This is a genomic window from Streptomyces sp. NPDC052064 (genome assembly GCF_055585925.1).
In genome coordinates this window covers 556,173-581,298 of the sequence record NZ_JBVJJE010000001.1, presented here as the reverse complement: position 1 = coordinate 581,298, position 25,126 = coordinate 556,173, and the positions used below count along the sequence as shown (strand labels likewise).

At 72.1% G+C, this 25,126-nt stretch carries 15 protein-coding genes and 1 pseudogene; 13 read left to right on the top strand and 3 right to left on the bottom strand.

Annotated features, from left to right (window positions below; genetic code table 11):
• Nucleotides 1–393 precede the first annotated feature (393 nt).
• From ACZ6TU_RS02650 to ACZ6TU_RS02640, 3 genes are all read left to right on the top strand, one after another.
• Nucleotides 394–981 (top strand): sigma-70 family RNA polymerase sigma factor, encoded by a 588-nt coding sequence (locus ACZ6TU_RS02650; RefSeq protein ID WP_355853894.1) that lies wholly within the window; start codon nucleotides 394–396, stop codon nucleotides 979–981.
• A gap of 139 nt (nucleotides 982–1,120) precedes the next feature.
• Nucleotides 1,121–2,623 (top strand): IMP dehydrogenase, encoded by a 1,503-nt coding sequence (gene guaB / locus ACZ6TU_RS02645; protein ID WP_469546150.1) that lies wholly within the window; start codon nucleotides 1,121–1,123, stop codon nucleotides 2,621–2,623.
• Between the two features lie 105 nt (nucleotides 2,624–2,728).
• Complete coding sequence (locus tag ACZ6TU_RS02640; protein ID WP_467671958.1) at nucleotides 2,729–3,853, top strand: GuaB3 family IMP dehydrogenase-related protein; 1,125 nt, start codon at nucleotides 2,729–2,731, stop codon at nucleotides 3,851–3,853.
• A 549-nt stretch (nucleotides 3,854–4,402) separates the two neighbouring features.
• Here ACZ6TU_RS02640 and ACZ6TU_RS02635 read toward each other — a convergent pair.
• Entirely contained in the window at nucleotides 4,403–5,611 is a 1,209-nt protein-coding gene (locus ACZ6TU_RS02635) for a nucleotide sugar dehydrogenase (RefSeq protein WP_469546146.1), read from the bottom strand.
• Nucleotides 5,612–5,882: 271 nt separating this feature from the next.
• Between ACZ6TU_RS02635 and ACZ6TU_RS02630 the strand changes: the two genes are divergently transcribed.
• Nucleotides 5,883–7,589, top strand: coding sequence for a glycerol-3-phosphate dehydrogenase/oxidase (locus tag ACZ6TU_RS02630; RefSeq protein ID WP_467671954.1), 1,707 nt, complete (start codon nucleotides 5,883–5,885; stop codon nucleotides 7,587–7,589).
• Nucleotides 7,590–7,691: 102 nt separating this feature from the next.
• Here the strand turns inward: ACZ6TU_RS02630 and ACZ6TU_RS02625 are convergent, their stop codons facing one another.
• Nucleotides 7,692–8,735, bottom strand: coding sequence for a serine hydrolase domain-containing protein (locus tag ACZ6TU_RS02625; protein ID WP_469546142.1), 1,044 nt, complete (start codon nucleotides 8,733–8,735; stop codon nucleotides 7,692–7,694).
• Between the two features lie 183 nt (nucleotides 8,736–8,918).
• On the opposite strand from ACZ6TU_RS02625, the gene ACZ6TU_RS02620 reads away from it, so the two are divergent.
• The 8 genes and pseudogenes from ACZ6TU_RS02620 (at nucleotide 8,919) to ACZ6TU_RS02585 (ending at nucleotide 22,680) form a co-directional block, all read left to right on the top strand.
• Nucleotides 8,919–10,943, top strand: coding sequence for a serine/threonine-protein kinase (locus tag ACZ6TU_RS02620; RefSeq protein WP_469546580.1), 2,025 nt, complete (start codon nucleotides 8,919–8,921; stop codon nucleotides 10,941–10,943).
• 153 nt (nucleotides 10,944–11,096) lie between these two features.
• A complete protein-coding gene (locus ACZ6TU_RS02615) occupies nucleotides 11,097–13,583 on the top strand; it encodes a protein kinase (RefSeq protein WP_469546139.1) in 2,487 nt (828 codons plus the stop codon).
• A gap of 215 nt (nucleotides 13,584–13,798) precedes the next feature.
• Nucleotides 13,799–15,556, top strand: coding sequence for a serine/threonine-protein kinase (locus ACZ6TU_RS02610; protein ID WP_469546576.1), 1,758 nt, complete (start codon nucleotides 13,799–13,801; stop codon nucleotides 15,554–15,556).
• A 111-nt stretch (nucleotides 15,557–15,667) separates the two neighbouring features.
• The gene (locus tag ACZ6TU_RS02605) at nucleotides 15,668–16,891 is read left to right on the top strand and encodes a serine/threonine-protein kinase (RefSeq protein WP_469546136.1); all 1,224 of its coding nucleotides are present in this window, start codon (nucleotides 15,668–15,670) and stop codon (nucleotides 16,889–16,891) included.
• A 9-nt stretch (nucleotides 16,892–16,900) separates the two neighbouring features.
• Nucleotides 16,901–17,100 (top strand): annotated as a pseudogene (locus ACZ6TU_RS02600) (serine/threonine protein kinase); the annotation flags it as partial.
• 194 nt (nucleotides 17,101–17,294) lie between these two features.
• The gene (locus ACZ6TU_RS02595; protein ID WP_467671946.1) at nucleotides 17,295–19,028 is read left to right on the top strand and encodes a serine/threonine-protein kinase; all 1,734 of its coding nucleotides are present in this window, start codon (nucleotides 17,295–17,297) and stop codon (nucleotides 19,026–19,028) included.
• A gap of 137 nt (nucleotides 19,029–19,165) precedes the next feature.
• Entirely contained in the window at nucleotides 19,166–20,794 is a 1,629-nt protein-coding gene (locus tag ACZ6TU_RS02590; protein ID WP_469546132.1) for a succinic semialdehyde dehydrogenase, read from the top strand.
• A gap of 101 nt (nucleotides 20,795–20,895) precedes the next feature.
• Nucleotides 20,896–22,680 carry a GMC oxidoreductase gene (locus ACZ6TU_RS02585; protein ID WP_469546130.1) on the top strand — a complete coding sequence of 595 codons (1,785 nt, stop codon included), beginning with the start codon at nucleotides 20,896–20,898 and terminating at the stop codon, nucleotides 22,678–22,680.
• 91 nt (nucleotides 22,681–22,771) lie between these two features.
• Here the strand turns inward: ACZ6TU_RS02585 and ACZ6TU_RS02580 are convergent, their stop codons facing one another.
• Nucleotides 22,772–23,740: an LAETG motif-containing sortase-dependent surface protein gene (locus tag ACZ6TU_RS02580; RefSeq protein ID WP_467671940.1), complete on the bottom strand. Its 969-nt coding sequence runs from the start codon at nucleotides 23,738–23,740 to the stop codon at nucleotides 22,772–22,774.
• 232 nt (nucleotides 23,741–23,972) lie between these two features.
• Here ACZ6TU_RS02580 and ACZ6TU_RS02575 point away from each other — a divergent pair, with 232 nt between their 5' ends.
• The gene (locus tag ACZ6TU_RS02575; RefSeq protein ID WP_469546125.1) at nucleotides 23,973–25,109 is read left to right on the top strand and encodes a hypothetical protein; all 1,137 of its coding nucleotides are present in this window, start codon (nucleotides 23,973–23,975) and stop codon (nucleotides 25,107–25,109) included.
• Nucleotides 25,110–25,126: the final 17 nt, after the last annotated feature.

Here is a 25,126-nt window from a genome sequence, read left to right as displayed (position 1 = left end):
GCGCGTGCGCAGGCCGGCAGCCGACGACAACGCCGGTGGGGACCCTTCCCTGCCCGAGCGAGGTCGAGAGCTCGGGAGGGTGCGTCCGATGACCCGCGTCCCCGAGATGATCCGAACGGCAGGCCCTGGGGACGATCGCAGGTGTGGCGGCGGTCGCAATGGGGGCACGGAAAGCCAGGTCGGCGGGGGCGGACCGGGGGTCCGCCGGATGCCCGCTGCTCGTTTCGCCGCGGATGCCGCATCCTTGAGGGTGTGGAGTTCCTCGGGGACGAGTCGGTCGAGCGGAAGGGGAGGGCGCAGGGGATGAGTTCCGGCGCACCTGCTCATAACGCTTCGGTGCACAACAACGGGCGCGGTGCCACGGACCCGGCGGCCGCAAGGCACCATGGACCGATGCGCGACGACGAGGCGGTCAATGCCCAAGGGCCGATCGGCGCGCTCGTCCACCGCGCCGTCGACGGAGACGAGCAGGCCACGCACGACCTGCTCGCCCATGTCCACCCCCTGGCCCTGCGCTACTGCCGCACCCGTCTGTCCCGCCTCCCGGGCGATGCCCGGCATTTCGTGGAGGACCTCGCCCAGGAGGTCTGCGTGGCGGTGCTCCTCGCGCTGCCCCGCTACCGGGACACGGGGCGTCCCTTCGAGGCGTTCGTCTTCGCCATCGCCGCGCACAAGGTCGCCGACCTCCAGCGCGCGGCGATGCGGCACCCGGGCTCGACGGCCGTCCCCTCGGACGAGATGCCCGAGCGGCCCGACGACTCGCTCGGCCCCGAGGAGCGGGCGCTGCTGAGCAGCGACGCCGAATGGGCCAAGAAGCTGCTGGCCAATCTCCCGGAGAACCAGCGCGAGCTGCTGCTGCTGCGGATCGCGGTGGGGTTGACGGCGGAGGAGACGGGTCAGATGTTGGGAATGTCACCCGGCGCGGTCCGTGTGGCCCAGCACCGGGCACTGAGCAGGCTGAGGGCGCTCGCCGAGCAGTAGTGCCTTCGTTGAACAGGGGATGCGCCGGTTCCGTACGAAGATACGAAGCCCCCGGTCAGGCGGAACACTGGAATTCGGGCTCCCTGCTTCCCGTTAGCATGGACATCCGCACCGATCAAGGCCATTTGGGGAAGGTGTCATGACTGCCAACGTCGACGGCGTGCCCGACAAATTCGCGACACTCGGGCTGACCTACGACGACGTGCTGCTGCTGCCGGGTGCATCCGAGGTGCTCCCCAACGCGGTCGACACCTCGTCCCGCATCTCCCGCAACGTCCGCGTGAACATCCCGCTGCTCTCCGCGGCGATGGACAAGGTCACCGAGTCCCGCATGGCGATCGCCATGGCCCGCCAGGGCGGCGTCGGCGTACTGCACCGCAACCTCTCCGTCGAGGACCAGGTCAACCAGGTCGACCTGGTGAAGCGCTCCGAGTCCGGCATGGTCACCGACCCCATCACGGTGCACCCGGACGCGACGCTGGCCGAGGCCGACGCCCTGTGCGCCAAGTTCCGCATCAGCGGCGTCCCGGTCACGGACCCGGCCGGCAAGCTGCTCGGCATCGTCACCAACCGTGACATGGCCTTCGAGACCGACCGCTCCCGTCAGGTGCGTGAGGTCATGACCCCGATGCCGCTGGTCACCGGCAAGGTCGGCATCTCCGGTGCCGACGCCATGGAGCTGCTGCGCCGCCACAAGATCGAGAAGCTTCCCCTGGTCGACGAGGCGGGCATCCTCAAGGGCCTCATCACGGTCAAGGACTTCGTCAAGGCCGAGCAGTACCCCAACGCCGCGAAGGACGCCGAGGGCCGCCTGATCGTCGGTGCCGCCGTGGGCGCCAGCCCCGAGGCGCTCGATCGGGCCCAGGCGCTCGCCGAGGCCGGGGTCGACTTCCTGGTCGTCGACACCTCGCACGGCCACAACAGCAACGCCCTGAGCTGGATGTCGAAGATCAAGTCGAGCGTCGGTGTCGACGTGATCGGCGGCAACGTCGCCACCCGTGACGGCGCCCAGGCGCTGATCGACGCCGGTGTCGACGGCATCAAGGTGGGCGTGGGCCCCGGCTCGATCTGCACCACGCGTGTGGTCGCCGGCATCGGCGTCCCCCAGGTCACCGCCATCTACGAGGCGTCCCTCGCGGCCCGTCCGGCGGGCGTCCCGCTGATCGGCGACGGCGGTCTGCAGTACTCCGGCGACATCGGCAAGGCGCTGGCCGCCGGCGCCGACACGGTGATGCTGGGCAGCCTCCTCGCCGGCTGTGAGGAGTCGCCGGGCGAGCTGCAGTTCATCAACGGCAAGCAGTTCAAGTCCTACCGCGGCATGGGGTCCCTCGGCGCCATGCAGTCCCGGGGTCAGGGCAAGTCGTACTCGAAGGACCGCTACTTCCAGGCGGAGGTGGCGGCCGACGACAAGCTCGTGCCCGAGGGCATCGAGGGCCAGGTGCCCTACCGCGGCCCGCTGGCCAACGTGCTGCACCAGCTCGTCGGCGGTCTGCGCCAGACCATGGGCTACGTGGGCGCGGCCTCCATCGACGAGATGGAGACCAAGGGCCGCTTCGTCCGGATCACCTCCGCGGGCCTCAAGGAGAGCCACCCGCACGACATCCAGATGACGGTCGAGGCGCCGAACTACAGCCGGCAGTAGGCACCAGGCCTGATGGGGCGGCCCCGGAAGCATCCGGGGCCGCCCTCGTCGTGCCCGTCGGCGATACTGGAAGACGCTGCAACGCATCAGGGAAAGGCCACAGACGTGACTGAGATCGAGATCGGGCGCGGCAAGCGCGGCCGCCGGGCGTACGCCTTCGACGACATCGCCGTCGTCCCCAGCCGCCGTACGCGGGACCCGAAGGAGGTCTCGATCGCCTGGCAGATCGACGCCTACCGTTTCGAGCTGCCGTTCCTGGCCGCTCCCATGGACTCGGTAGTCTCCCCGGCCACCGCCATCCGCATCGGCGAGCTCGGCGGCCTGGGCGTGCTGAACCTCGAGGGCCTGTGGACGCGGCACGAGGACCCGCAGCCGCTGCTCGACGAGATCGCCGAGCTGCCCGCCGAGGCGGCGACCCGGCGCCTCCAGGAGATCTACGCCGCGCCCATCAAGGAGGAGCTGATCGGCGCGCGGATCAAGGAGGTGCGCGACTCGGGCGTGGTCACGGCTGCCGCGCTCTCTCCGCAGCGCACGGCCCAGTTCTCCAAGGCCGTCGTCGACGCGGGCGTGGACATCTTCGTCATCCGCGGTACGACGGTCTCGGCGGAGCACGTCTCCGGTTCGCACGAGCCGCTGAACCTGAAGCAGTTCATCTACGAGCTGGACGTCCCCGTGATCGTCGGCGGCTGCGCCACGTACACCGCGGCCCTGCATCTGATGCGCACCGGCGCGGCCGGCGTTCTGGTCGGCTTCGGCGGCGGCGCCGCGCACACCACGCGCAACGTGCTGGGCATTCAGGTCCCGATGGCCACCGCGGTCGCCGACGTGGCCGCGGCCCGCCGCGACTACATGGACGAGTCCGGCGGCCGGTACGTGCACGTGATCGCGGACGGCGGTGTCGGCTGGTCCGGCGACCTGCCCAAGGCGATCGCCTGCGGCGCGGACGCGGTCATGATGGGCTCCCCGCTCGCCCGCGCGACCGACGGCCCGGGCAAGGGCAACCACTGGGGCATGGAGGCCGTGAACGAGGAGCTCCCCCGCGGCCAGAAGGTCGACCTCGGCACGGTCGGCACCATCGAGGAGATCCTCACGGGCCCGTCCCACACCCCCGACGGCTCGATGAACCTCTTCGGCGCGCTGCGGCGGGCGATGGCCACGACCGGGTACAGCGAGCTGAAGGAGTTCCAGCGGGTCGAGGTGACGGTGGCGGACTCGCAGCACCGGCGGTAGTCGGTACCCCCCAGGGCGAGCAAGGGCCTGGTCACTCGGGTGAGTGACCGGGCCCTTTCGCGTGTCCAACTGGTCCTGGCGGGGCGCGAGTTGGCGTATGGGGGCGTGTGGTTGCCTTCGGGCCGGACGGCGCGGTGGAGGGCGGTTCCGAGGCGCTGGTGTCCGTGATCGGCGCCCCGGTTCTCCTGGGTGCCCCCTTCCAAGGACACGGTTCCGGACCCCGGCCCCTCGGGGCCGCCCGATTCCGACGTGCTGCCTACCGGGCCAATGGGTGGCGTCGTGGAAGGGGGCGTCCATGGGACGCCACCGCAAGCCCACCCGCTGGGACCGACTCCGTCTTCGGATGGTGCAGTGCCGGAGGAGGTGGATCTTGCGACTTTTCGGATGGTGAGCGGCCGCCCCCACGAGAACTAGGGGCGGACACTCCGTGATCCATCCAGGAGCCTGCCGCATCAGCCCCTGCGGTCGGCTCCGCCGTCCCCCGAGGTACTGGCGGCGGGGTGCCCCGCGCCATCAGCCCAGGGGGCTCAGCGCCCCACGCGCCCCTCTTCACAACCGATGTGCCGCCCCCGTGGGCGCCGCCCCCCGCGTGTCCAGCAGCAGCTGTGCCTTCACCGACAAGCCTTGCAGGTCGTACGTGCGGTGCTGCTGGAGGAGGACGGTCAGGTCCGCGTCGGCGACCGCCTCGTAGAGGGAGTCCACGCGGGGGATCGGGCGGTCGAGGACGCTCCAGGCGGGCACGTGCGGGTCGTGGTAGCTGACCGAGGCGCCCAGTTCCATCAGGCGCAGGGCGATCTCCTGGGCTGGGGTGGCGTGCAGGTCGGCGAGGTCGGGCTTGTAGGTGACGCCAAGGAGCAGCACGCGTGCGCCGCGGGCCGACTTGCCGTGCTCGTTGAGGAGCGTGGCGGCGCGCTGGACGACGTAGCCGGGCATCCGGCTGTTGACCTGCTGGGCCAGTTCCACCATGCGCAGGGTGCGGCCGCCGTGGGCGGTCAGGTCCTGCGGGACCGCGTGGCCGCCGACGCCGGGGCCGGGGCGGAAGGCCTGGAAGCCGAACGGCTTGGTCTCCGCGCAGCGGACGACGTCCCACAGGTCGACGCCCAGGTCGTGGCAGAGGACGGCCATCTCGTTGACGAGGGCGATGTTGACGTGCCGGTAGTTGGTCTCCAGGAGCTGCACGGTCTCCGCCTCGCGGGGTCCACGCGCGCGTACCACCTTGTCGGTGAGCCGTCCGTAGAAGGCGGCGGCCGACTCCGTGCAGGCCGGGGTGAGGCCGCCGATGACCTTGGGGGTGTTGGCGGGGGTGAAGTCGCGGTTACCGGGGTCGACGCGGCTGGGGGAGTAGGCGAGGTGGAAGTCGCGGCCCGCGCGCAGACCCGATCCTTCTTCGAGGAGGGGACGCAGGAATTCCTCTGTCGTCCCCGGGTACACAGGTGACTCCAGGATCACAGTGGTGTGCGGGCGCAGATGAGTGGCCAGGGTGCGGGCGGCCGCCTCCAGCTGGCTCAGGTCGAGTCCGCCGTCCGCGCCCCGCGGGGTCGGCGGGCAGATGACCGCGGTGCGCACCCGGACGAGTTCGGCGGCGTTCGTGGCCGTCCGGAAGCCCCCCGAGAGCATCCGGCGCTGTTCGGCGGGGCTGAGGGAGCCGGCCTCGGGGCCGGTCCGGTAGCCGATGGTGGCGACGCCGGCGGCGACGGCGGCCTGCGCCAGGGGCAGGCCGTACGGGCCGAGTCCGATGACGGCGAGATCTGCGGGCATGGCGTGGCCGTCCTTCCCGATAGCCGAAGTGGGACAGGTGCGCAAGCCCTGTGGACAGGACGGGCGAGCGCAATGTCAGACTAGGAGTAAATATGACCGATATGCGGGATTGCTCGGCCGAGTTTCGGTGAGTGTTCCGTGAGCGTTGTCCACAGGCTGACGGCCCGTGGTGGCTGAAGTCGGGCAACGCGGTCAGAATTTGGGCATGGGGGATACGGGCGGGGTCTCACCCGACGGGTGCGGCCGGCGCGACCGATGAGCGGAGGCAGCGGTGAGGACAGCGACACTCGGGCCGGCGCAGCGCGCCGAGTCACTCGCATCTATGGCCGAGCGCGAGCTGGACGTGCTGGTGGTGGGCGCAGGCGTGGTCGGTGCGGGCACCGCCCTCGACGCCGTGACCCGGGGCCTGTCCACGGGGCTGGTCGAGGCGCGTGACTGGGCGTCGGGCACCTCCAGCCGGTCCAGCAAGCTGATCCACGGTGGCCTGCGCTACCTGGAGATGCTCGACTTCGCGCTCGTACGGGAGGCCCTGAAGGAGCGCGGCCTGCTGCTGGAGCGGCTCGCCCCGCATCTGGTGAAGCCCGTGCCGTTCCTGTACCCCTTGCAGCACAAGGGCTGGGAGCGCATGTACGCCGGGTCGGGCGTCGCGATGTACGACGCCATGTCCATGGCCCGAGGCCATGGCCGGGGCCTGCCCATGCACCGCCATCTGACCCGCTCCCACGCCCTGCGTGTGGCGCCCTGCCTGAAGAAGGACGCGCTGGTCGGGGCGCTCCAGTACTACGACGCCCAGATGGACGACGCCCGGTACGTGGCGACCCTGGTGCGCACGGCGGTGGCGTACGGCGCGAAGGCCGCCAACCGCGCGCGGGTCACGGGCTTCCTGCGCGAGGGCGAGCGGGTCGTCGGCGCGAAGGTGCAGGACGTCGAGGCGGGCGGCGAGTACGAGATCCGCGCCAAGCAGGTCGTCAACGCGACCGGCGTGTGGACGGACGACACCCAGGCGATGGTCGGGGAACGCGGCCAGTTCCACGTACGGGCGTCCAAGGGCATCCATCTGGTCGTACCGCGCGACCGGATCCACTCCACGACCGGGCTCATCCTGCGCACGGAGAAGTCCGTGCTGTTCGTCATACCCTGGGGCCGGCACTGGATCGTCGGCACCACGGACACCGACTGGGACCTCGACAAGGCCCACCCGGCCGCTTCCAGCGCGGACATCGACTACCTGCTGGAGCATGTGAACTCGGTGCTCGCGGTGCCGCTCACGAGGGACGACGTCCAGGGCGTGTACGCGGGCCTGCGGCCGCTGCTCGCGGGCGAGTCGGACGCCACCAGCAAGCTGTCGCGCGAGCACACCGTGGCGCATCCCGTGCCCGGCCTCGTCGTCGTGGCGGGCGGCAAGTACACCACCTACCGGGTCATGGCCAAGGACGCGGTGGACGCGGCGGTGCACGGGCTCGACATGCGTGTCGCCGAGTGCGTCACCGAGGACGTGCCGCTGCTGGGCGCCGAGGGCTACCGGGCGCTGTGGAACGCGCGGGCGCGGATCGCGGCCCGGACCGGTCTCCACGTGGTGCGGGTGGAACACCTGCTGAACCGGTACGGCACGCTGGCCGAGGAGGTCCTCGCCCTCATCGCCGAGAACCCGTCGCTCGGCGAGCCCCTGGCGGCGGCCGACGACTATCTGCGCGCCGAGATCGTGTACGCCGCCTCGCACGAGGGGGCGCGGCATCTGGACGACGTGCTGACCCGGCGGACGCGCATCTCCATCGAGACCTTCGACCGGGGCGCGCGCAGCGCACGCGACGCCGCCGCGCTGATGGCGCCGGTCCTCGGCTGGGACAAGGACCAGATCGAGCGCGAGGTCCAGCACTACGAGAAGCGGGTGGAGGCGGAGCGGGAGTCGCAGCGCCAGCCGGACGACCTGACGGCGGACGCGGCGCGGCTGGGGGCGCCGGACATCGTGCCGCTGTAAGCGCGCTGTTCAGGGGCGCCGCGGGCGGGGTTCCTGTGATCGCACCGGACATCACCCGAACGAGTGTCGGGAACCGGGATCTACGTTCGGAACCCGGTCGTTCTACGAGGTGCGGGGGCAGAACTCGGCCGCGAGCACCGCGGGTTCGAGACCGGGATCTGCGATCGCGTCCGTGTTCACGCGGAAGGTGAGGACACGCCGGCCGTCGACGGTGGCTGCGGTGCGCACGTAGCTGCCGGATATGTGCCCGTTGTGCCCCCACACCGTGGTGCCGCACGGCAGTTTCTCGGGAAACAGCCCCATGCCGTACGCGCCATGTGCGGCACGGGTGTCGAGCATCTCGCGCAGCCGGTGCGGGGGCAGCAGCCGCCCGCCGAGCAGGGCCGAGTAGAAGCGGTCCAGGTCGGCGAGCGTGGTCACCAACTCGCCCGCGGCGCCGGCCACCCTCGGGTCGAGATCGGTGACGTCGGTGCCGTCGGCGGCGTAGGCGCGGCCGTGCGGAGAGGGCAGCGAGGAGCGGGGTCCGGGGAAGGAGGTGCCCGTCAGGCGCAGGGGAGTGATGATGCGGCGCTCGGCCTCGGTGGCGTACGAGTGGCCGGTGACCTGCTCGATGATCAGGCCGAGCAGGACGTAGTTGGTGTTCGAGTAGGAGAAGCGGCCGCGTTCGGCCGGGGGGTGGGTGAGGGCGATGCGTATGGCCTGACGGGGTGTGACGGGGGCGGTTCCGCCGGTGTCCTTGGTGTAGTCGTACAGGCCGCTGGTGTGGGTGAGCAGGGAGCGCAGGGTCAGCGCGCGGCCGTCGTTGCCCGCTCCCCGCACCAGGCCCGGCAGGTGCTGCTCCACGGTGTCGGACAGTGACAGCCGGTTCTCGGCGGCCAGTTGCAGCACGACCGTCGCGATGAACGTCTTCGTGACGCTTCCGGCACGGAAGTGGTCCGACCGGGCGATTCCCTGCCCGGCCTGGGCATAGCGGGTGGTGGTTCCCTCCCGGGCCAGCAGGGCCGCGGCGGGAGCTCTGCCCCGGGTCACCAGGAGGGGGAGCACCGCGTCCGTGGGCGGAGCGGAGAGAGCCGACGAGTCGGCCGGAGGCAGGCCGAGGAGGGCGACGGACACAGGCAGGGCCAGCAATGTCCGAAAGGGCGGCACGCGGGCTCCTCCCTCGTCGGGGCGTCGGGGGGCCATCATGCAAGGCGGCGCGCGGTGTGCCGCAGCCGGGTTCCGGGTGGGCGGGCCCGCGGGGGCGCTTCGGCAGGGGGCCCCTGGGCGCTGGGCACTTGTCGGGTGAGAGACAATGGAGGCTCTGTCAGGGCGGGTTGTATGAGGGGACGCATGTCGGAGGCGGAGCGGGCGGGCACATCTCGTCAGGACACTCGTCAGGACAACAGGGAGCGTCTCCTCGCGGGGCGTTACCGGCTGGGCAAAGTGCTCGGCCGTGGGGGTATGGGCACGGTGTGGCGGGCCCAGGACGAGACCCTGGGGCGGACGGTCGCCGTCAAGGAGCTGCGGTTCCCGTCGAACATCGACGAGGAGGAGAAGCGGCGGCTGATCACGCGGACGTTGCGTGAGGCCAAGGCGATCGCGCGGATCCGCAACAACAGCGCCGTGACGGTCTTCGACGTGGTCCAGGAGGACGACCGGCCCTGGATCGTGATGGAGCTCGTCGAGGGCAAGTCGCTCGCCGAGGTCATCCGGGAGGACGGCCTCCTCGAACCGAAGCGCGCCGCGGAGGTCGGGCTCGCCGTCCTGGACGTGCTGCGGTCCGCGCACCGCGAGGGCATCCTGCACCGCGACGTGAAGCCGTCGAACGTGCTGATCGCCGAGGACGGCCGGGTCGTGCTCACGGACTTCGGGATCGCCCAGGTCGAGGGCGACCCGTCCATCACCTCGACCGGCATGCTCGTCGGCGCGCCCTCCTACATCTCCCCGGAGCGGGCGCGCGGGCACAAGCCGGGCCCGGCGGCCGACCTGTGGTCGCTCGGCGGGCTGCTGTACGCGGCGGTGGAGGGCGCGCCGCCGTACGACAAGGGGTCGGCCATAGCGACTCTCACGGCGGTGATGACCGAGCCGTTGGAGGAGCCGAAGAACGCCGGCCCGCTGAAGGACGTCATCCACGGGCTGCTCACCAAGGACCCCGTCAAGCGGCTCGACGACGCGGGCGCCCGGGCGATGCTGACCTCGGTCATCCACGCACCCGAGCCGGCCGAGCCGGAGCCGATGGACGCGACGAAGGTCGTGCCGCTGCCGGCGCAGCCGGACAGGTCCTCGGGCAAGGGGAGCTCGGGGGGTTCCGGGAGCAAGCGGGGCGAGGAGGCCGGGGAGCGGTTGCGCGGGGCGCTGCGTTCCGTGCGCAAGGCCGCTGCGGGAACGGCCGGGGCCTCGGCCTCGGCCTCGGCCGCGTCCCGGACCGAGTCCGAGGCCGGTACGGCCTCTTCCGGACCGGAGGGTGGGAAGGCCGGGGACGCGGGCGCGTCCGTGTCGAAGCCGGGTTCGGCGTCGGCCTCGGGGGCGGTTGCCGGGGCCGGTGAGCGGGGTGCGGCGAAGTCGGCGTCCGGAGGCCGGAGTTCGGGGTGGCCCGTCATGACGCCGCCGGACCTGCCGCCGCGGCCCGCGCCCAGGGCGCCGCTCTCCGACGTGGTGCCGCGGCGGACGCTGATGATCATCGCGGTGGTCGTGGCGCTCGCCGTGATCGGCACCGTGCTCGCCATCGCGCTCAGCGGAGACGACAAGGGCTCGAAGGGGGCCGTCGGCGGGAGCGGCGGCAAGTCCGTCGCCACCGCGTCGAGCAGTGCCGACACCAAGGGCGACGAGAGCGACGGCACGCGCACCGACGGCGCGGCGACGCAGCCCGCGCCGTCGAAGCCCGCCTCGAACAGCACGCCCGGCGACCAGGCGGGCGGGTCTTCCGGCGCTGGGAAGGGTACCGCCGCGGAGTCGACACACCAGGGCAGCCAGGGGTACTCGATCGGACTGCCGAAGGGGTGGAAGTACCAGTCCACGGGTGCCGCCGGCGACCGGTTCACCGGGCCCGACGGGCAGAAGCTGCTCATCGCCTGGACGTCCACGCCCAAGGGCGACCCAGTGGCGGACTGGAAGAACCAGGAGCGCTACATGCAGCGCGCGCAGTACAAGAAGATCCGAATAGAGAAGGTGGACTACCGCAGCTGGAACACGGCCGACTGGGAGTTCACCTACATGGACGGCGGCACCAAGTACCGGACCATCGACCGCGGTTTCGTCGTCGACGACCGGCAGGGCTACGCGCTGATGTACACGGCGAAAGCGGCCGACTGGAGCGGTGAGCTGCGCAAGGAGACCTGGCGGACGCTGACGAAGACCTTCGAACCCAAGTCCTGAGCATGAGCGGCCCCGGGTTTGGGGAGTGAGATCTGGCATCCCCACATTGCGGGTTGTCCGCGGCACGTATCGTGAATGTTTGCGGACCGTACGCAGCCGGAACGGACCGTGGGGCGAACGGATGTGACCGACCAGGCTGCCGGGGGAGGCAACGTGGACGACTATGCGGGACGGGTGCTCGCCGACCGCTACCGCCTGCCGCTGCCGCCGTCCGACGAGTACGAACTCACCGAGTCTCGGGCCTTCGACACCTACAGCGGACAGGAAGTCCTGGTCAGGCAGGTGCCGTTGCCGGAGGTGGTCGAGGCGGAGGTCCTCGACGCGGAGGGGCTGCCCGACGGCTTCACGGCACGTGACAGTGGCGCGCGGCGACCCGGAACCCGTCCGGGCACCCGGCGGCCCACGGACCCGGTGGTACGGCGCGCGGTCGAGGCCGCGCAGGCCGCGGCGGCCATTCCCGACCATCCGCGACTCGACCAGGTCTTCGACGTGTTCGCCGAGGGCGGTTCGCTGTGGATCGTCAGCGAGCTGGTGGCCGCGCGTCCGCTGGCGGCGCTGCTCGCCGAGAAGCCGCTGACGCCGTACCGGGCGGCCGAGGTGGCCTCCGACGTTCTCACGGCGCTGCGGGTGCTGCACGCGCATGGCTGGGTGCACCGGAACATCACCGCGCGGACGGTCCTCGTATGCGACGACGGCCGGGTGATGCTGACCGGGCTGGCGGTGGGCGCGGCGGAGGAGGCGCTGTGCGGGTACGACCCCGTTCCGGCTGCGGCCTTCGACGAGCATGGGCAGGAGACCGGCGGCGCCGGGCTGGTCAAGGGCGCCGGTGGTCCGGTTGGTGCCGGCGGCGCGGCCGATCCCGAGGCCGCGCGGCGTGCCGCCATAGAGGCTCGGGAGGCCCGGGGGCTGCCGACGGCCGGAGCCGACACCGGGAGCGCGGCCGTGCCGGCCCGCAGGAGCGTGGAGGACAGCGAGGACCCGCGGGCGGCACGAGCCGGGGCGATCGCGGCCTACCGGGCGGGTTCCCGGGCCGCCGCCCGGGTCCAGGAGACGCAGCAGAACGGCCGGGCGGCGCTGCCCGGCGCCCGGCCCGCCCCGGACAGCGGGCCCGGGCCGCACAGCAGCGGCTCGGCGCGGTCGCCGTACGTCCCCGGGCAGAGCACGGGGCCCGGTGCGGCCCCGCCAGGGCAGATAGCCGACCCCTACGGCGTGGGCGGCGCCCCCCGCACGAACGCCTGGCACGGCGCCACCCCCCGCGGCGGAACGGGCAGTGCGCCCTCGCCCCAGGGACAGGAGCAGACGGCTCTCCCCCCGGCCTCGGACCCCGCTGCCCGCAGCGAGCCCACCCGGTGGGACGACCTGGTCGCCCACACCCCCGCACCCCGGCGCGGTCCGGCCACGGCGCTGGCCGCCGAGCGGGCGCGGCAGGCGCGGATGGCAGTGGTGGGGCCCGTGACGGAGCGCTGGGCGCCGGAGCAGGCCGGACCCGTGCACGAGAACTGGCAGTTGGCCGCGCCGATCGGTCCCGCCACCGACCTGTGGGCGCTCGGCGCGCTGCTCTTCAGGGCCGTGCAGGGGCATGCTCCCTACCCGGAGGAGTCGACGGCCGAGCTGGTGCAGATGGTGTGCGCGGAACCGCCCGCGTACGCCGAGGAGTGCGGTCCGCTCAGGCCGGTGGTCGAGTCGCTGCTGCGTCAGGACCCGACCGATCGCCTCGACTTCGAGGAACTGCGCGGCTGGCTGCGCTCGCTCGTACGCTCGGCGCCCGAGCCGGAGGCCGGTGTGCACGTCGTCGCGGCCCCGCCCGTCGACGCGAGCCGGTTGCCCGTCGTACGGCGCCGGGGCGAGCTCGTGCGCAGGCGGCGGGCCGGGCTGCCCGCGCACCACGGGCGGCACAAGCGGGCCAAGAAGGAATCGCGGTCGCCGCACCGGCTCGGCCGCACCCTGCTCCTGCTCGTCCTGCTCGCGATGGCCGCGGCGGTCGCCTACGCCATGCTCTTCATGCCCAAGTCGGGGACCGACGGCGCGGAGGGCACGGACCGCACCGGTGTGGCCGGTGAGGTCAGCCAGGCGCCCGAGCCGGACGCCAGCGGCGAGCCCCGGCCCGACCGGGCGTCGCCCGAGCCGGAGAAGAGCCCGTCGACATCGGCCGGTTCCACGGAGACGCAGACCACCGGCCCCGAGGTCGCCGACGGCTTCACCCTGCGCAAGGACTCGGCGGGCTTCCAGGTCGCCGTCGCCGAGGGCTGGGACCGCACCGCGCGGAGCGGCAGCGGCCAGGTCGTCTACGCCAAGGGCGACTTCGAGCTCATCGTCGTACCGGGCCGGGACAGCGCGTCGGAGTACGGCAGCGATCCGATGGCCTACCAGCGGGAGAAGGAGCGCGAGTTGCAGCCGTACCGCGACTCCAGCTGGGCCACCTCCACCGGGCTGAAGACGATCGAGGTGGGCGGGCGGACCATGGCCGAGGGGCAGTTCACGTGGACCGGCGACGACGGGGGCGAGCTGTATGTGCGCAACCTCGCGATGCTGGTCGACGGGCGGTACCACGTGGTCCAGGTGCGCGGCCCGGAGTCCGAACGGGACGAGGTGACGCGGCTGTACGAGCAGGCTGCGGCGACCTACAAGGCGACGAAGTGAGGGCCCTGCCTCCCGTGCCCGAAACGCCCTGGGATACGCCCTGAGAAGCGGCCTGAACAGCTCGCCGCACGCCGGAGTTCACCTCAGGGTTCCCTGCCGTCCCGGACAGGGACAACCGTCACAGTGCGGTTACCGAGGTACCCCGCTTGTTCCCTGGGGAAGGGCGGGTCCTTACGCTGACCCTGTCAAGACCATTGCGGGGCAACGTGAATCAGATGCAGGGCCTGCTCGTCGCGGGCCGCTACCGGCTTGCCGACTCCATCGGCAGTGGCGGTATGGGCCGGGTATGGCGCGCACATGACGAGGTGCTGCACCGGTCCGTCGCCATCAAGGAGCTGACGGCTGCCCTCTACGTCTCCGAGAGCGAGCAGGCCATCCTGCTGGCGCGGACCCGGGCCGAGGCCCGGGCCGCCGCACGGATCAACCACTCCGCGGTCGTCACGGTGCACGACGTGCTGGAGCACGACGGCCGCCCGTGGATCGTGATGGAGCTGGTCGAGGGCCGCTCCCTGGCCGACGCGGTCAAGGAGGAGGGGCGCGTCGAGCCGCGCGAGGCGGCGCGCATCGGCATGTGGGTGCTGCGGGCCCTGCGCGCCGCGCACACCGCCGGCGTCCTGCACCGCGACGTCAAGCCGGGCAACGTCCTCCTCGGCCGTGACGGACGCGTCCTGCTCACCGACTTCGGCATCGCCCAGATCGAGGGCGACACGACCATCACCCGGACCGGAGAGGTCGTCGGCTCGGTCGACTACCTGGCGCCCGAGCGCGTGCGCGGCCACGACCCGGGCCCGTCCTCCGACCTGTGGGCGCTCGGCGCGACGCTCTACACGGCGGTGGAGGGCCGGTCGCCGTTCCGCCGCACCACACCGCTGACCACCATGCAGGCCGTGGTCGAGGAGGAGGCCGCCGAGCTTCAGCACGCGGGCCCGCTCGCGCCCGTCATCACCGCCCTGCTGCGCAAGGATCCGGCCGCCCGGCCCGACGCTTCCGAGGCCGAGCAGATGCTCGCCGAGGCGGCGGAGGGACGGCGGCCGAGCGGGGCGCAGGCGTATGTGCCGACGCAGTACGGGGGATCGTCGCCGTACCGGGACGCGCACAGCGGTACGGGCGCGTCCGGCACGAGCCCGTCCGGCGCGGGCACGGTCGGTACCGGCTCGGGATCGCACACCCGGACGCCGCTCCCGCCGCTGACCGGGACGCCGGCCACCGGGACGCCGACGGCCGGCGACGCCACGGCCGGCCCTCCCGCAGCCGGGGCCTTCGCCACCGGGGACGGGACGAGCGGTCCCACTACGATCGGCCCGACGGCGATGGGGCCGCAGCCGACCGGTTCGGGCCGGCGCCGCCGGCTTCGGACCCTCGCCCTCGTGGTCGCGCTCGCGGCCATCATCGGCGGAGGTACCGCGGTGGTGCTCCAGCAGTGGGACGAGAGTCGGCAGACGCCGGCCGGCGCATCCGGCTCGGCCGGTCCCACGACCATGGAGCAGCCCGGGGGCTCGGTTCCCGCAGGCTGGACCCGCCGCGACGACCCCGCGGGTTTCAGCCTCTACCTGCCCAAGGGCTGGAAGCGCCAGACCTTCGGCCCGCAGGGCGAGCTCAAGCAGATCGACTACACGCCCGACGGCGGCCGGCACTTCATCCGGATCGCCGTCGACACCTCCCCGGACTTCGCCGACCCGTACGCCCACCAGCTGGACCTGGAGCAGCAGTTGCAGCGGCTGGTCGACTACGAGCGGGTGAAGCTGGAACGCAACGTCTACCGTGACCGGGACGGCGCGCTGTGGGAGTACACCTGGACCGCGCAGGCGAAGGACACCAAGTTCCCCGGGCCGCGCAGGGCCATCGAGCAGACGTACGTCGCCCGCGACGGCACCGAGTACGCGCTCTACATGTCGGCGCCCGCGCAGGACTGGGCGAAGGCGCGCAAGCAGTTCACGTCGCTGTTGCAGGGCTGGCACGAGAAGACTCCCTGACGCAGGAGCCCCGCCCCTGGCACGGGAGCCCCCTGACACAGAGCCATGTGTTTCGGCCACCCGCAGGCCGCTGCCCCGGAGCCCATCCCTCCGGTGGGGCATGATTGCCGCATGGGGACCGAGGGGCACAACATGCGTGTCATCGCGGGCCGTTACCGGGTCGAGGCGAGGCTCGGGCGCGGTGGCATGGGCGTGGTCTGGCGGGCGACCGACCAGCTGCTCGGCCGGGGCGTGGCCGTCAAGGAGCTCCCTTTCGACGAGTCGCTCTCCGCGGCGGACGCGCGTCGGCAGCGGGACCGTACGCTGCGTGAGGCGCGGGCGGTCGCCCAGCTGAGCCACCCGCACATCATCGTCGTCCACGACGTCGTCGAGGACGACGAACGCCCGTACATCGTCATGGAGTTGATCGAGGGCGGCTCGCTCGCCGACCGTCTCGCCACCCAAGGTCCGGTCGACGCCGCGGAGGCCGCCCGGATCGGTATCGCGCTGCTCGGCGCGCTACGCGCCGCGCACGCGGCCGGGGTGCTGCACCGCGACCTCAAGCCCGACAACGTGCTGCTGGAGGACGGTACCGACCGGATCGTCCTCACCGACTTCGGCATCGCCCAGGTCGCGGGCGCCCCCACGCTCACCGAGAACGGTTCCTTCGTCGGCTCGCCCGAGTACACCGCGCCCGAGCGGATGTCCGGGGTCCGGACCGGGCCCGAGTCAGACCTGTGGTCGCTGGGCGCGCTGCTGTGCGCGGCCCTCAGCGGCGAGTCGCCGTTCCACCGCGACTCGCTGGGCGGCGTCCTGCACGCGGTCGTCGTCGGCGACATCCGCCCGCCCGCGCAGGCCGGGCCGCTCCTGCCCGTCGTACAGGGCCTGCTGGAACGCGATCCGGACCGGCGGCTGGACGCGGACCGGGCGGAGCGGATGCTGCGGGCGTTCCGCGAGACGGGCAGTACGCCGCAGGCCCCGCCGCCCGGGTACGCGCCGACGGTGCGGGGTGCCCCGCACGGACGGCCCCAGGACAACACCGATCGGCAACCGCCGCTGCCGCCGACGGGCATGCCCGGCCCGGATCAGCAGCACGACCAGTTGCTCCGGCAGCCCACGCGCCGGGTGCTCGTGGCCGCGCTGCTGGTCGCCGCGATGGCCGGAGCGGGTGTGTCGGCGGCGGCGCTGCTCATGGACGGGGGCGCCGGGGACGGGGGCCGCACGCCGAGGAGTTCCGCGCCGAAGACGCCTTCGGCCGGGGAGTCCTCCCCCGGCACGCGCACTCCGAGCGTTCCGGCAGCCACCAACGCCACCACGACCGCCGCCACTGCCGCCACCACCTCCCCCTCGCCCTGACACGGCGTGCAGCTGATGGCCCCCCAGCCCCGTGTCCCCGGGCATTTTCCCGAACGCGAACGCGCCGACGCCTTCGAGCGGACGCGCCGCGAAGCACGTGCCGCGGCCCGGCTCGACCGCCCGGCGCACGCGAGGCGGCCCGGATCGGCCTGGAGGTACTCGGCGCGCCGGAGGCCGCGCACACGGCGGGCATCCTGCACCGCGACGTGACACACCGACACCGGCCCACCGCAGAGTCGTCCAGGTCATGGGCGGCCAGGGTGGTGCGGGCCGAAGACGCCGGAACGCGGGCGTGAGGTGGCGCGGACGGCGATCGCGAACCCGGACACCGACGGGACCTGAACCGGTGCCCGGCCACTGACTCGCGTCGACAAGCGGCCGCCCCGCGGGGTACTGATGGGGCATGAGCAACGACGGGGGCGGGACGGGCGCCCAGGGCCGGTCGGTCGGTGGGCGGTACCGGCTGATCGAGCGCATCGGCTCCGGCGGGATGGGCACCGTCTGGCGGGCCTACGACGAGCTTGTGCAGCGTGACGTCGCCGTCAAGCAGCCCCGGTTGCCGGGCGACCCGGAGGACGAGAGCCACCGGCGGGCGGCCCACCGGCTCTACCGCGAAGCCCGCGCCGCCGCCCGCGTCGACCACCCCGCCGCCGTCACCATCCACGACGTGGTCGTCGAGCCGGAGCGCCGGCCGGACGCACGCGACGGGAGGACCGATCGCCACCGGCCGGTCGGACGCGACGGGCTGAACGCGGTCGACGCGGCACTCGACGGACTTCCCTGGATCGTCATGGAGTTGGTCCAGGGCGAGTCCCTGCACGAGATGCTCGGGCGCGGGCCGGTCGACGCGCGCGAAGCCGCCCGGATCGGCCTCGCCGTCCTCGGTGCCCTGCGTGCCGCGCACTCCGTCGGCATCGTGCACCGGGACGTGAAACCGGCCAATGTGCTGCTCGGCCCGCACCAGCGCGTCGTCCTCACCGACTTCGGCATCGCCCATGTGCAGGGCGAGGAGTCGCTCACGGCCGGCGGGGAGTTCGTCGGCTCGCTGGAGTTCGTCGCCCCCGAGCGCATGTCCGGGCGTATCGCCGGGCCCGCCTCCGACCTGTGGTCCCTGGGCGTACTGCTGTACGCCGCCGTGGAAGGGGCGTCCCCGTTCCGCCGGACCACGCCCGAGGCCACGCTCGCCGCGATCCTCGCCGCCGAGCCGCCCGAACCGCAGCAGGCCGGCCCCCTCGGGCCGCTGATCGTACGACTGCTGGTGCAGGACCCCGACCAGCGGCCGGACGCCGAGGAGGTCGCGAAGGTGCTCGCGGCGGTGGCCGGTCAGTGGCCGGCGGCGGAGGAGATACCGAAGGAGACTCAGCGGGCCGCGGACCTACGGGAGTCCGCCGAGGAGGACGCCGACACGCTCCGGCTCGCAGACGACACGGCCACACCGCCAAAGGAACCCCGCCCCGGCTCCGTGACGCGGAACGACCCCATACCGCCGAAGCGCCAAGGCCTTCTCCGCCCCGGCCCTCTCGCCCTGATGAGCGCTCTGCTCGCCGGTGGCATAGGCGCCGCCACCCACCTCGGCGACACGAGCAGCGCGGAGACCACCGAAGAGGCCGCCCGCAGGTCCCCGGCCCCCACCCCCACCGCCACCCCCGCCCCGGGTGCCGAAGACGCCTGGACCCCGCACCGCGACCAGGACATGGCGGCCGTACTCCGGCTCCCGAGCCACTACCGCGAACTCGACAAGGCCGGCAGCACGACCGACCAGCCCCGCATGGCGCTCTACGGCAGCGAGCGGGGCGGCTCGATCCAGGTCCGCCTCCTCCTCTGGGACGAGGCACCGGGCTCCCCGATGGACCAGGCCAGGAAGACACGCGTCGTCTGGGGCGGTGACCAAGGTGACGAAGAGGACGCGCACACGCAGTACACCCGCACCAGCGTCCAGGGCTACGAGGCCGCACTCGCGGACACCACCTACAACCTGGACGAGGACCCCAGGCGGGTCATGCGGGTGATGATCCGCACCCGCGACGACCGCATGTACGAACTGCGCGTCGACATGCCCAAGGGCACGCCCGAGGAGAAGGAAGGCACCTCGGTGTTCAAGGGCGCCCGGGACCGGCTCGGGATCGTAAAAGGCTGAATCACCCCAACTCGTCACCGCACAACGCCCTGATCAGGGCGTTCGTTGCCAGCAGCCACTGGCGCCTTGTGTGTACTCGGTGAAGCCGTATTACCGACGGGTACCCAAAGGCTCCGCCGGGGCATACTCTGCGCCTCATGACGGACGCGCACGCCCCGGAGAAGACCGGCACGGCACAGACCGGCACGAACCCCCTCGCCCCCGCCCCGGAGGGCGCCCGCACCGCCGCCGACGTGGTGACCCCCGAGCTGGTCGCCCAGCTCACCAAGGGCGTGGCGGGCTCCGGTCGGACCGCCAACCACACGCCGTTCACCGGTGAGAAGCTGGCCGACCTCCCCGAGTCGACGCCCGAGGACGTGGCGAAGGCCTTCGAACTGGCCCGCGCCGCCCAGGCCGTGTGGGCGCAGACCCCGGTACGGCAGCGTGCCGCCGTCCTGCTGCGCTTCCACGACCTGGTGCTGGAGCGCCAGGCCGAGGTGCTCGACCTGATCCAGCTGGAGACCGGCAAGGCCCGGCTGCACGCCCACGAGGAGGTCCAGGCCGTCGCGGTCGCCGCCCGGCACTACGGCCGCAAGGCCCCCGCCTACCTCCGCCCGAAGCGGCACGCCGGCGCCATGCCGACCCTCACCAAGGTCACCGAACTGCGTCACCCGCGCGGCGTCGTCGGCCAGATCGCCCCCTGGAACTACCCCCTGGAGCTGTCGGTCGGCGACGCGCTGCCGGCCTTCGTCGCGGGCAACGCCGTCGTCATGAAGCCGGACACGGAGACCTGCCTCACCGCCCTCTGGGCCCGTGACCTGCTCATCGAGGCGGGCCTGCCCGCCGACGTCTTCCAGGTCGTCCTCGGCGACGGTCCGGTCATAGGCCCGGAGGTCGTCCGGCACGCCGACTACGTCTCCTTCACCGGCTCCACGCGCACCGGCCGCGAGGTCGCCCAGGGCGCCGCCGCCCGGCTGGTCGGCGTCTCCCTCGAACTCGGCGGCAAGAACGCCATGCTGGTGCTGGAGGACGCCGACATCGAGAAGGCGGCGGCCGGTGCCGTCCGCGCCTGCTTCTCCTCGGCCGGCCAGCTGTGCATCTCCATCGAGCGGCTGTACGTCCACGAGTCGATCGCGGACGCCTTCCTGGAGCGCTTCGCCGCCCGCACGAAGGCCATGCGCCTCGGCACCTCCCTGGCGTACGGCGCGGACATGGGCTCCCTGGTCGGCGAACGCCAGCTGGAGACCGTCACGCGGCACGTGGAGGAGGCGGTCGCCAAGGGCGCGAAGGTCGTCGCGGGCGGCGTGGCGCGACCGGACATCGGCCCGTACTTCTTCGAGCCCACGATCCTCGACGGGGTCGCCACGGACATGTCCGTCTGCGCGGAGGAGACCTTCGGCCCGGTCGTCTCGGTCTACCGCTTCACGAACGAGGACGAGGTCATCGAGCGCGCCAACGCCACGGCGTACGGCCTGAACTCCTCGGTATGGACGAAGAACGGCCGACGCGGCCAGGAGGTCGCGGCCCGCCTGCGCACCGGCACCGTCAACATCAACGAGGGCTACGCACCCGCCTACGGGAGCGTCCAGTCGCCCATGGGCGGCATGAAGGAATCCGGCCTCGGCCGCCGCCACGGCTCGGAGGGCATCCTCAAGTACACGGAGGCCCAGACGGTGGCGCACCAGCGGGTGCTTCCGATGGCCCCCTCGCTGGGCATGGACGACGAGAAGTACGCCCAGTTCATGAGCAGGAGCCTTCGCCTGATGAAGGCGTTCCGTTTCAAGTAGACGACTTGTTCGGGGGCGCGGGGCTGTATCGATGTGCGGCTCCGCCGAGTGGGCGTGACCGGCCACAGACGACCCGCACGGATACTCAACGAGGAGACCACGTGCCCAAGGACGCTTACGACTACGACGTCATCGTGGTCGGCTCCGGCTTCGGCGGCTCGGTAACCGCCCTGCGCCTCACGGAAAAGGGCTACAAGGTAGGCGTCCTGGAGGCCGGCCGCCGCTTCACCCGCGAGTCCCTCCCGAAGAACTCCTGGGACCTCAGGAACTACCTCTGGGCGCCGAAACTCGGCATGTACGGCATCCAGCGCATCCACCTCCTGGGCAACGTCATGGTCCTGGCGGGAGCGGGCGTGGGCGGTGGCTCCCTCAACTACGCCAACACCCTCTACGTCCCGCCGAAGCCGTTCTTCGAGGACCCGCAGTGGCGGGACATCACGGACTGGCAGGAGGAGCTGAAGCCGTACTACGACCAGGCCCGGCGCATGCTCGGCGTACGGCTCAACCCGACCATGACCCCGTCCGACGTGCACCTGAAGGCCGCCGCGGAGCGCATGGGCTGCGGCGACTCCTTCCACCTCGCACCGGTCGGCGTCTTCTTCGGCGACGGCGAGGACGCCGACGGCACGGTGAAGGCCAAGCCGGGCCAGGAGGTGCCCGACCCGTACTTCGGCGGGGCGGGCCCGGCCCGCAGGGCCTGCGCGGAGTGCGGCGAGTGCATGACCGGCTGCCGCCACGGCGCGAAGAACACCCTCAACGAGAACTACCTGTACCTCGCCGAGAAGGCCGGCGCGGTCGTGCACCCCCTGACGACGGTCGTCTCGGTCACCGACGACTCGCTCGGCGGGTACGCGGTCGCCACCCTGCCCACCGACCGCCGCAAGGCCAAGGGCCGGACCTACACGGCCCGCCGGGTCGTCCTCGCCGCCGGCACGTACGGCACCCAGACGCTGCTGCACCGCATGAAGGCCGGCGGCCAGCTGCCATACATATCGGACAAGTTGGGCGGGCTGACCCGCACCAACTCCGAGGCCCTGGTCGGTGCCCAGACCGACGACCGGCGCTACCGCAAGGCGCACGGCACGCCGAAGGCCGACTTCACGCGGGGCGTGGCCATCACGTCCTCGATCCACCCGGACGAGAACACCCACATCGAGCCGGTCCGCTACGGCAGGGGCTCCAACTCGATGGGCAGCCTGTCCATCCTCCAGGTCCCCTACGCCCGCGGCGGCTCGGGCACCTCCCGGGTCCTGGGCTTCCTCGCCCACGCGGCGAAACACCCCTTGCTGGTGCTTCGCTCCCTGTCCAACCGCCGCTGGTCCGAGCGGACCATCATCGGCCTGGTGATGCAGTCGCTGGACAACTCCCTGACGACGTACCTGAAACCGTCGGGCGTCGGCCGCGGCCTGCTCACCGCCCGCCAGGGCCACGGCGCGCCCAACCCGAAGCAGATCAAGGCGGCCACGGAGAGCGCGTCGGCGCTCGCCGCCGAGATCAACGGCTTCGCGGGCTCGAACGTCGGCGAGCTGATGGGCACCCCGCTCACGGCCCACTTCCTGGGCGGCTGCCCGATCGGCGACTCCCGCGAGACCGGCGTGATCGACCCGTACCACCGCCTCTACGGCCACCCCGGCATCTCGGTCGTCGACGGTGCCGCGGTCTCCGCCAACCTGGGCGTCAACCCGTCCCTCACCATCACCGCCCAGGCCGAGCGGGCGATGTCGTTCTGGCCCAACAGGGGCGAGTCCGACCCGCGGCCGCAGCAGGGCGCGGCCTACGAACGTCTCCAGCCGGTCGAGCCGAAGTCCCCGGCGGTCCCGGCGGAGGCGTTCGGCGCGCTGCGGCTGCCGTTCCTGGGCATGCCGGCGGTACCGCCGAAGAACTGACCGGCAGCGGACAGCAGAAGAGGGACCTGCGCCCCCCTCCGAGCGCAGGTCCCTCTTCTGCTGGGCGGCGCCCCTGGCGGGGCGCTACGTCTTACGCCTCCGCACCGGCCTTACGGCGACGCACCACGAAGATCGCACCGGCACCGGCGACGACCGCGGCACCGCCGACGAGGCTGATCATCGGCAGGGCGGAGCTGGAGCCGGTCTCGGCCAGGCTGCCGGTGACCTCCGGCGTGTTGCCGCTCGGCTTCTCGTCGGTGACGGGCGCCTTGCCGCCTTCCTGCGGCTTGGTGCCACCGGTGTCCGTACCGGCGGAGACGATCTGGAACTTGTACGAGATCTCACCGAAGCCGGTGCACTCGGTGTCGTTGTCGCTGTAGATCGTCGCGCCGAGCGAGAAGCCGGCGCCGACCGGGGCGGACGGCTTGACGTTGAGGCGCAGCGGGATGTTGACCTGGTAGTCGGGCTTCAGCTCGTCGGTGTAGCCGACGTAGCCGACCGCGTAGCCGCCCGAGTTGAGGTCGACCCAGATCTTGTCCTGGGGGTCCCAGGCCTGGAGCTGGACCTTCTTGCTGGAGAACATCTCCTCGCCGTTCTTGTCGGCGGAGGCCCCGGCGAAGAAGTCGAGGTCGTTGAGCGTGGAGTCGGAGTTGTTCAGCACGTTCAGCGAGAACTTGTGCCAGCCGCTGCCCGCCGCGATCTTGCCGGGCAGACCGCTGATGCTGACGTCGACCTTGCTGTCCTTGCACGCCGAGGGCTCGGGAGCCGGGGACTCGGACTCCTCGGGCTCGGACGCGGTGGGCGCCGGGGAGGACTCGCTCGCGGACGCGCTCGGAGACGGTGACGTCTGGGGAGCGGACTCGGTCGCGGACGCGGACGCGCTCGGAGTCGGCGACGTCTCGGGAGTGGACTCGCTGGCCGACGGCGAGGGCGACGTCTCGGGAGTGGACTCGCTCACGGACGGGCTCGGGGTGGGCGTCGTGTCGTCGGTCGCGAACGCGGCCGGTGCCGCGAGCAGTGCCACCGGGGCTATGACCGCCGTGGCGGCCGCTACTGCCATGGTGCGGCGAAGCTTCATGAAGACCTCGGGGAGTCCGGCGTACCGCGGGCTGCGGTACGAACGTTGGGTGAGGCCTCCGCGTGTGGGGCGCGGGTGTGGCCCGTGGTTCTGCGGGTTTGATCCGTGAAGCCTGTGAATGGTTGCGCTGGCATTCACATAATTCTTATGTGGGCAGAGTCACATCCAAGACCTTCTTGTGAAGGTGCTTCACGCGCGCTTAGATCTGAACTTTGTGTCTGAAAAGCCGTCCGACGATCAGCCGTCGGTCCCGGAGATCCCCGACGACGTCTGGGAGCAGTTCACCCGCGACACCGCGCGGGACGCCCATGCCTCCGCTCCGAAGGAACCGTCCGCGCGGGCGCGCATGGTGACCGAGCGATTGCGGCAGCAGGAGGCCCGGGGTGAGTCGCCGCCGGGCTGGCGCACCGGTCCGGCCTGGCAGGAGATGAACGGCCGCGCCTCCCGGCGCCGCACGTTGTGGGCCGTTCTCGGTGTGCCGGTCGCCGTCGCCGTGGCCGTGGTGGCGCTGAAACCCTCGCTGCTGCCCGGCGACCCCTTCGGCACGGACGAGACGCGGGCCGCGGCCTCACCGCTGCCCGTCGAGACCACGGCCCCCACCGCCGCGCCCGGGGCGTCGGACCCCGAAACCCCCACCCTGGACGAGCCGTTCGCCGGCTCCCCGGCGCTGCGCTGGGCCGAAAACGAGGCCGGCATCGTGCTGCCCGCGGCCAAGGCCGTCGGTTCGGTCCCCAAGGACCGCGTGGAGCAGGCGCTGAAGCTGACGAAGAAGCTGCTGGTGGGCGCCAACCTCGACCCGAAGGTGGTGCGCGGCGCCCGCCCCGGGGCCGCGCTCTCCGTGCTCGACCCCAAGCAGCCGGAGCTCCTCGACGAGCTCGACACCGCCCTGCGCTCGCCGAGCAGGAAGCACGACCCGGTGACCCTGTTCAGCCGTTTCGACCCCGACGAGGTGCGTCCGGTCGGCGAGGTGATCAAGACGCGCGGGCGCATGGCGTTCAAGAAGGGATCGCACGGGGGCGTGTCCGTGCGCGCCGACTACACCTTCGTCTACCCCGTCGTGCGGGCCGACGGTCCCCCCGAGGTCACCCGTACCATCGTGCGCCGGGTGCTCGACGTCGAACTCGCCGACCCCGCGCAGTACGAGGTCACCCAGGGCCGGCTGCTGCTCATGGAGTACGACCAGGAGATCGGCAACTCCTCCTGCGACGTCTACGACGGCTATCTGCACCCGGAGTTCTCGTCGAGCGAGCCCACGGGCGCGGCGCCGAGCGGCCCGACGACGGATCCGTACGACCGGAGCAGGGACCTCGACCGCGACCTGAACGAGTGCGGGACGGTGTCGCGCACCTGACGGTCCTCGGGACGACT

Excerpts from the sequence above, each read along its gene's own strand:
- ACZ6TU_RS02610 (WP_469546576.1), top strand. The coding sequence starts at position 13,799 with ATGCAGGGCCTGCTCGTCGCGGGCCGCTACCGGCTTGCCGACTCCATC.
- ACZ6TU_RS02605 (WP_469546136.1), top strand. The coding sequence starts at position 15,668 with ATGGGGACCGAGGGGCACAACATGCGTGTCATCGCGGGCCGTTACCGG.
- ACZ6TU_RS02650 (WP_355853894.1), top strand. The coding sequence starts at position 394 with ATGCGCGACGACGAGGCGGTCAATGCCCAAGGGCCGATCGGCGCGCTC.
- ACZ6TU_RS02620 (WP_469546580.1), top strand. The coding sequence starts at position 8,919 with ATGTCGGAGGCGGAGCGGGCGGGCACATCTCGTCAGGACACTCGTCAG.
- guaB (WP_469546150.1), top strand. The coding sequence starts at position 1,121 with ATGACTGCCAACGTCGACGGCGTGCCCGACAAATTCGCGACACTCGGG.
- ACZ6TU_RS02635 (WP_469546146.1), bottom strand. The coding sequence starts at position 5,611 with ATGCCCGCAGATCTCGCCGTCATCGGACTCGGCCCGTACGGCCTGCCC.
- ACZ6TU_RS02590 (WP_469546132.1), top strand. The coding sequence starts at position 19,166 with ATGACGGACGCGCACGCCCCGGAGAAGACCGGCACGGCACAGACCGGC.
- ACZ6TU_RS02595 (WP_467671946.1), top strand. The coding sequence starts at position 17,295 with ATGAGCAACGACGGGGGCGGGACGGGCGCCCAGGGCCGGTCGGTCGGT.
- ACZ6TU_RS02580 (WP_467671940.1), bottom strand. The coding sequence starts at position 23,740 with ATGGCAGTAGCGGCCGCCACGGCGGTCATAGCCCCGGTGGCACTGCTC.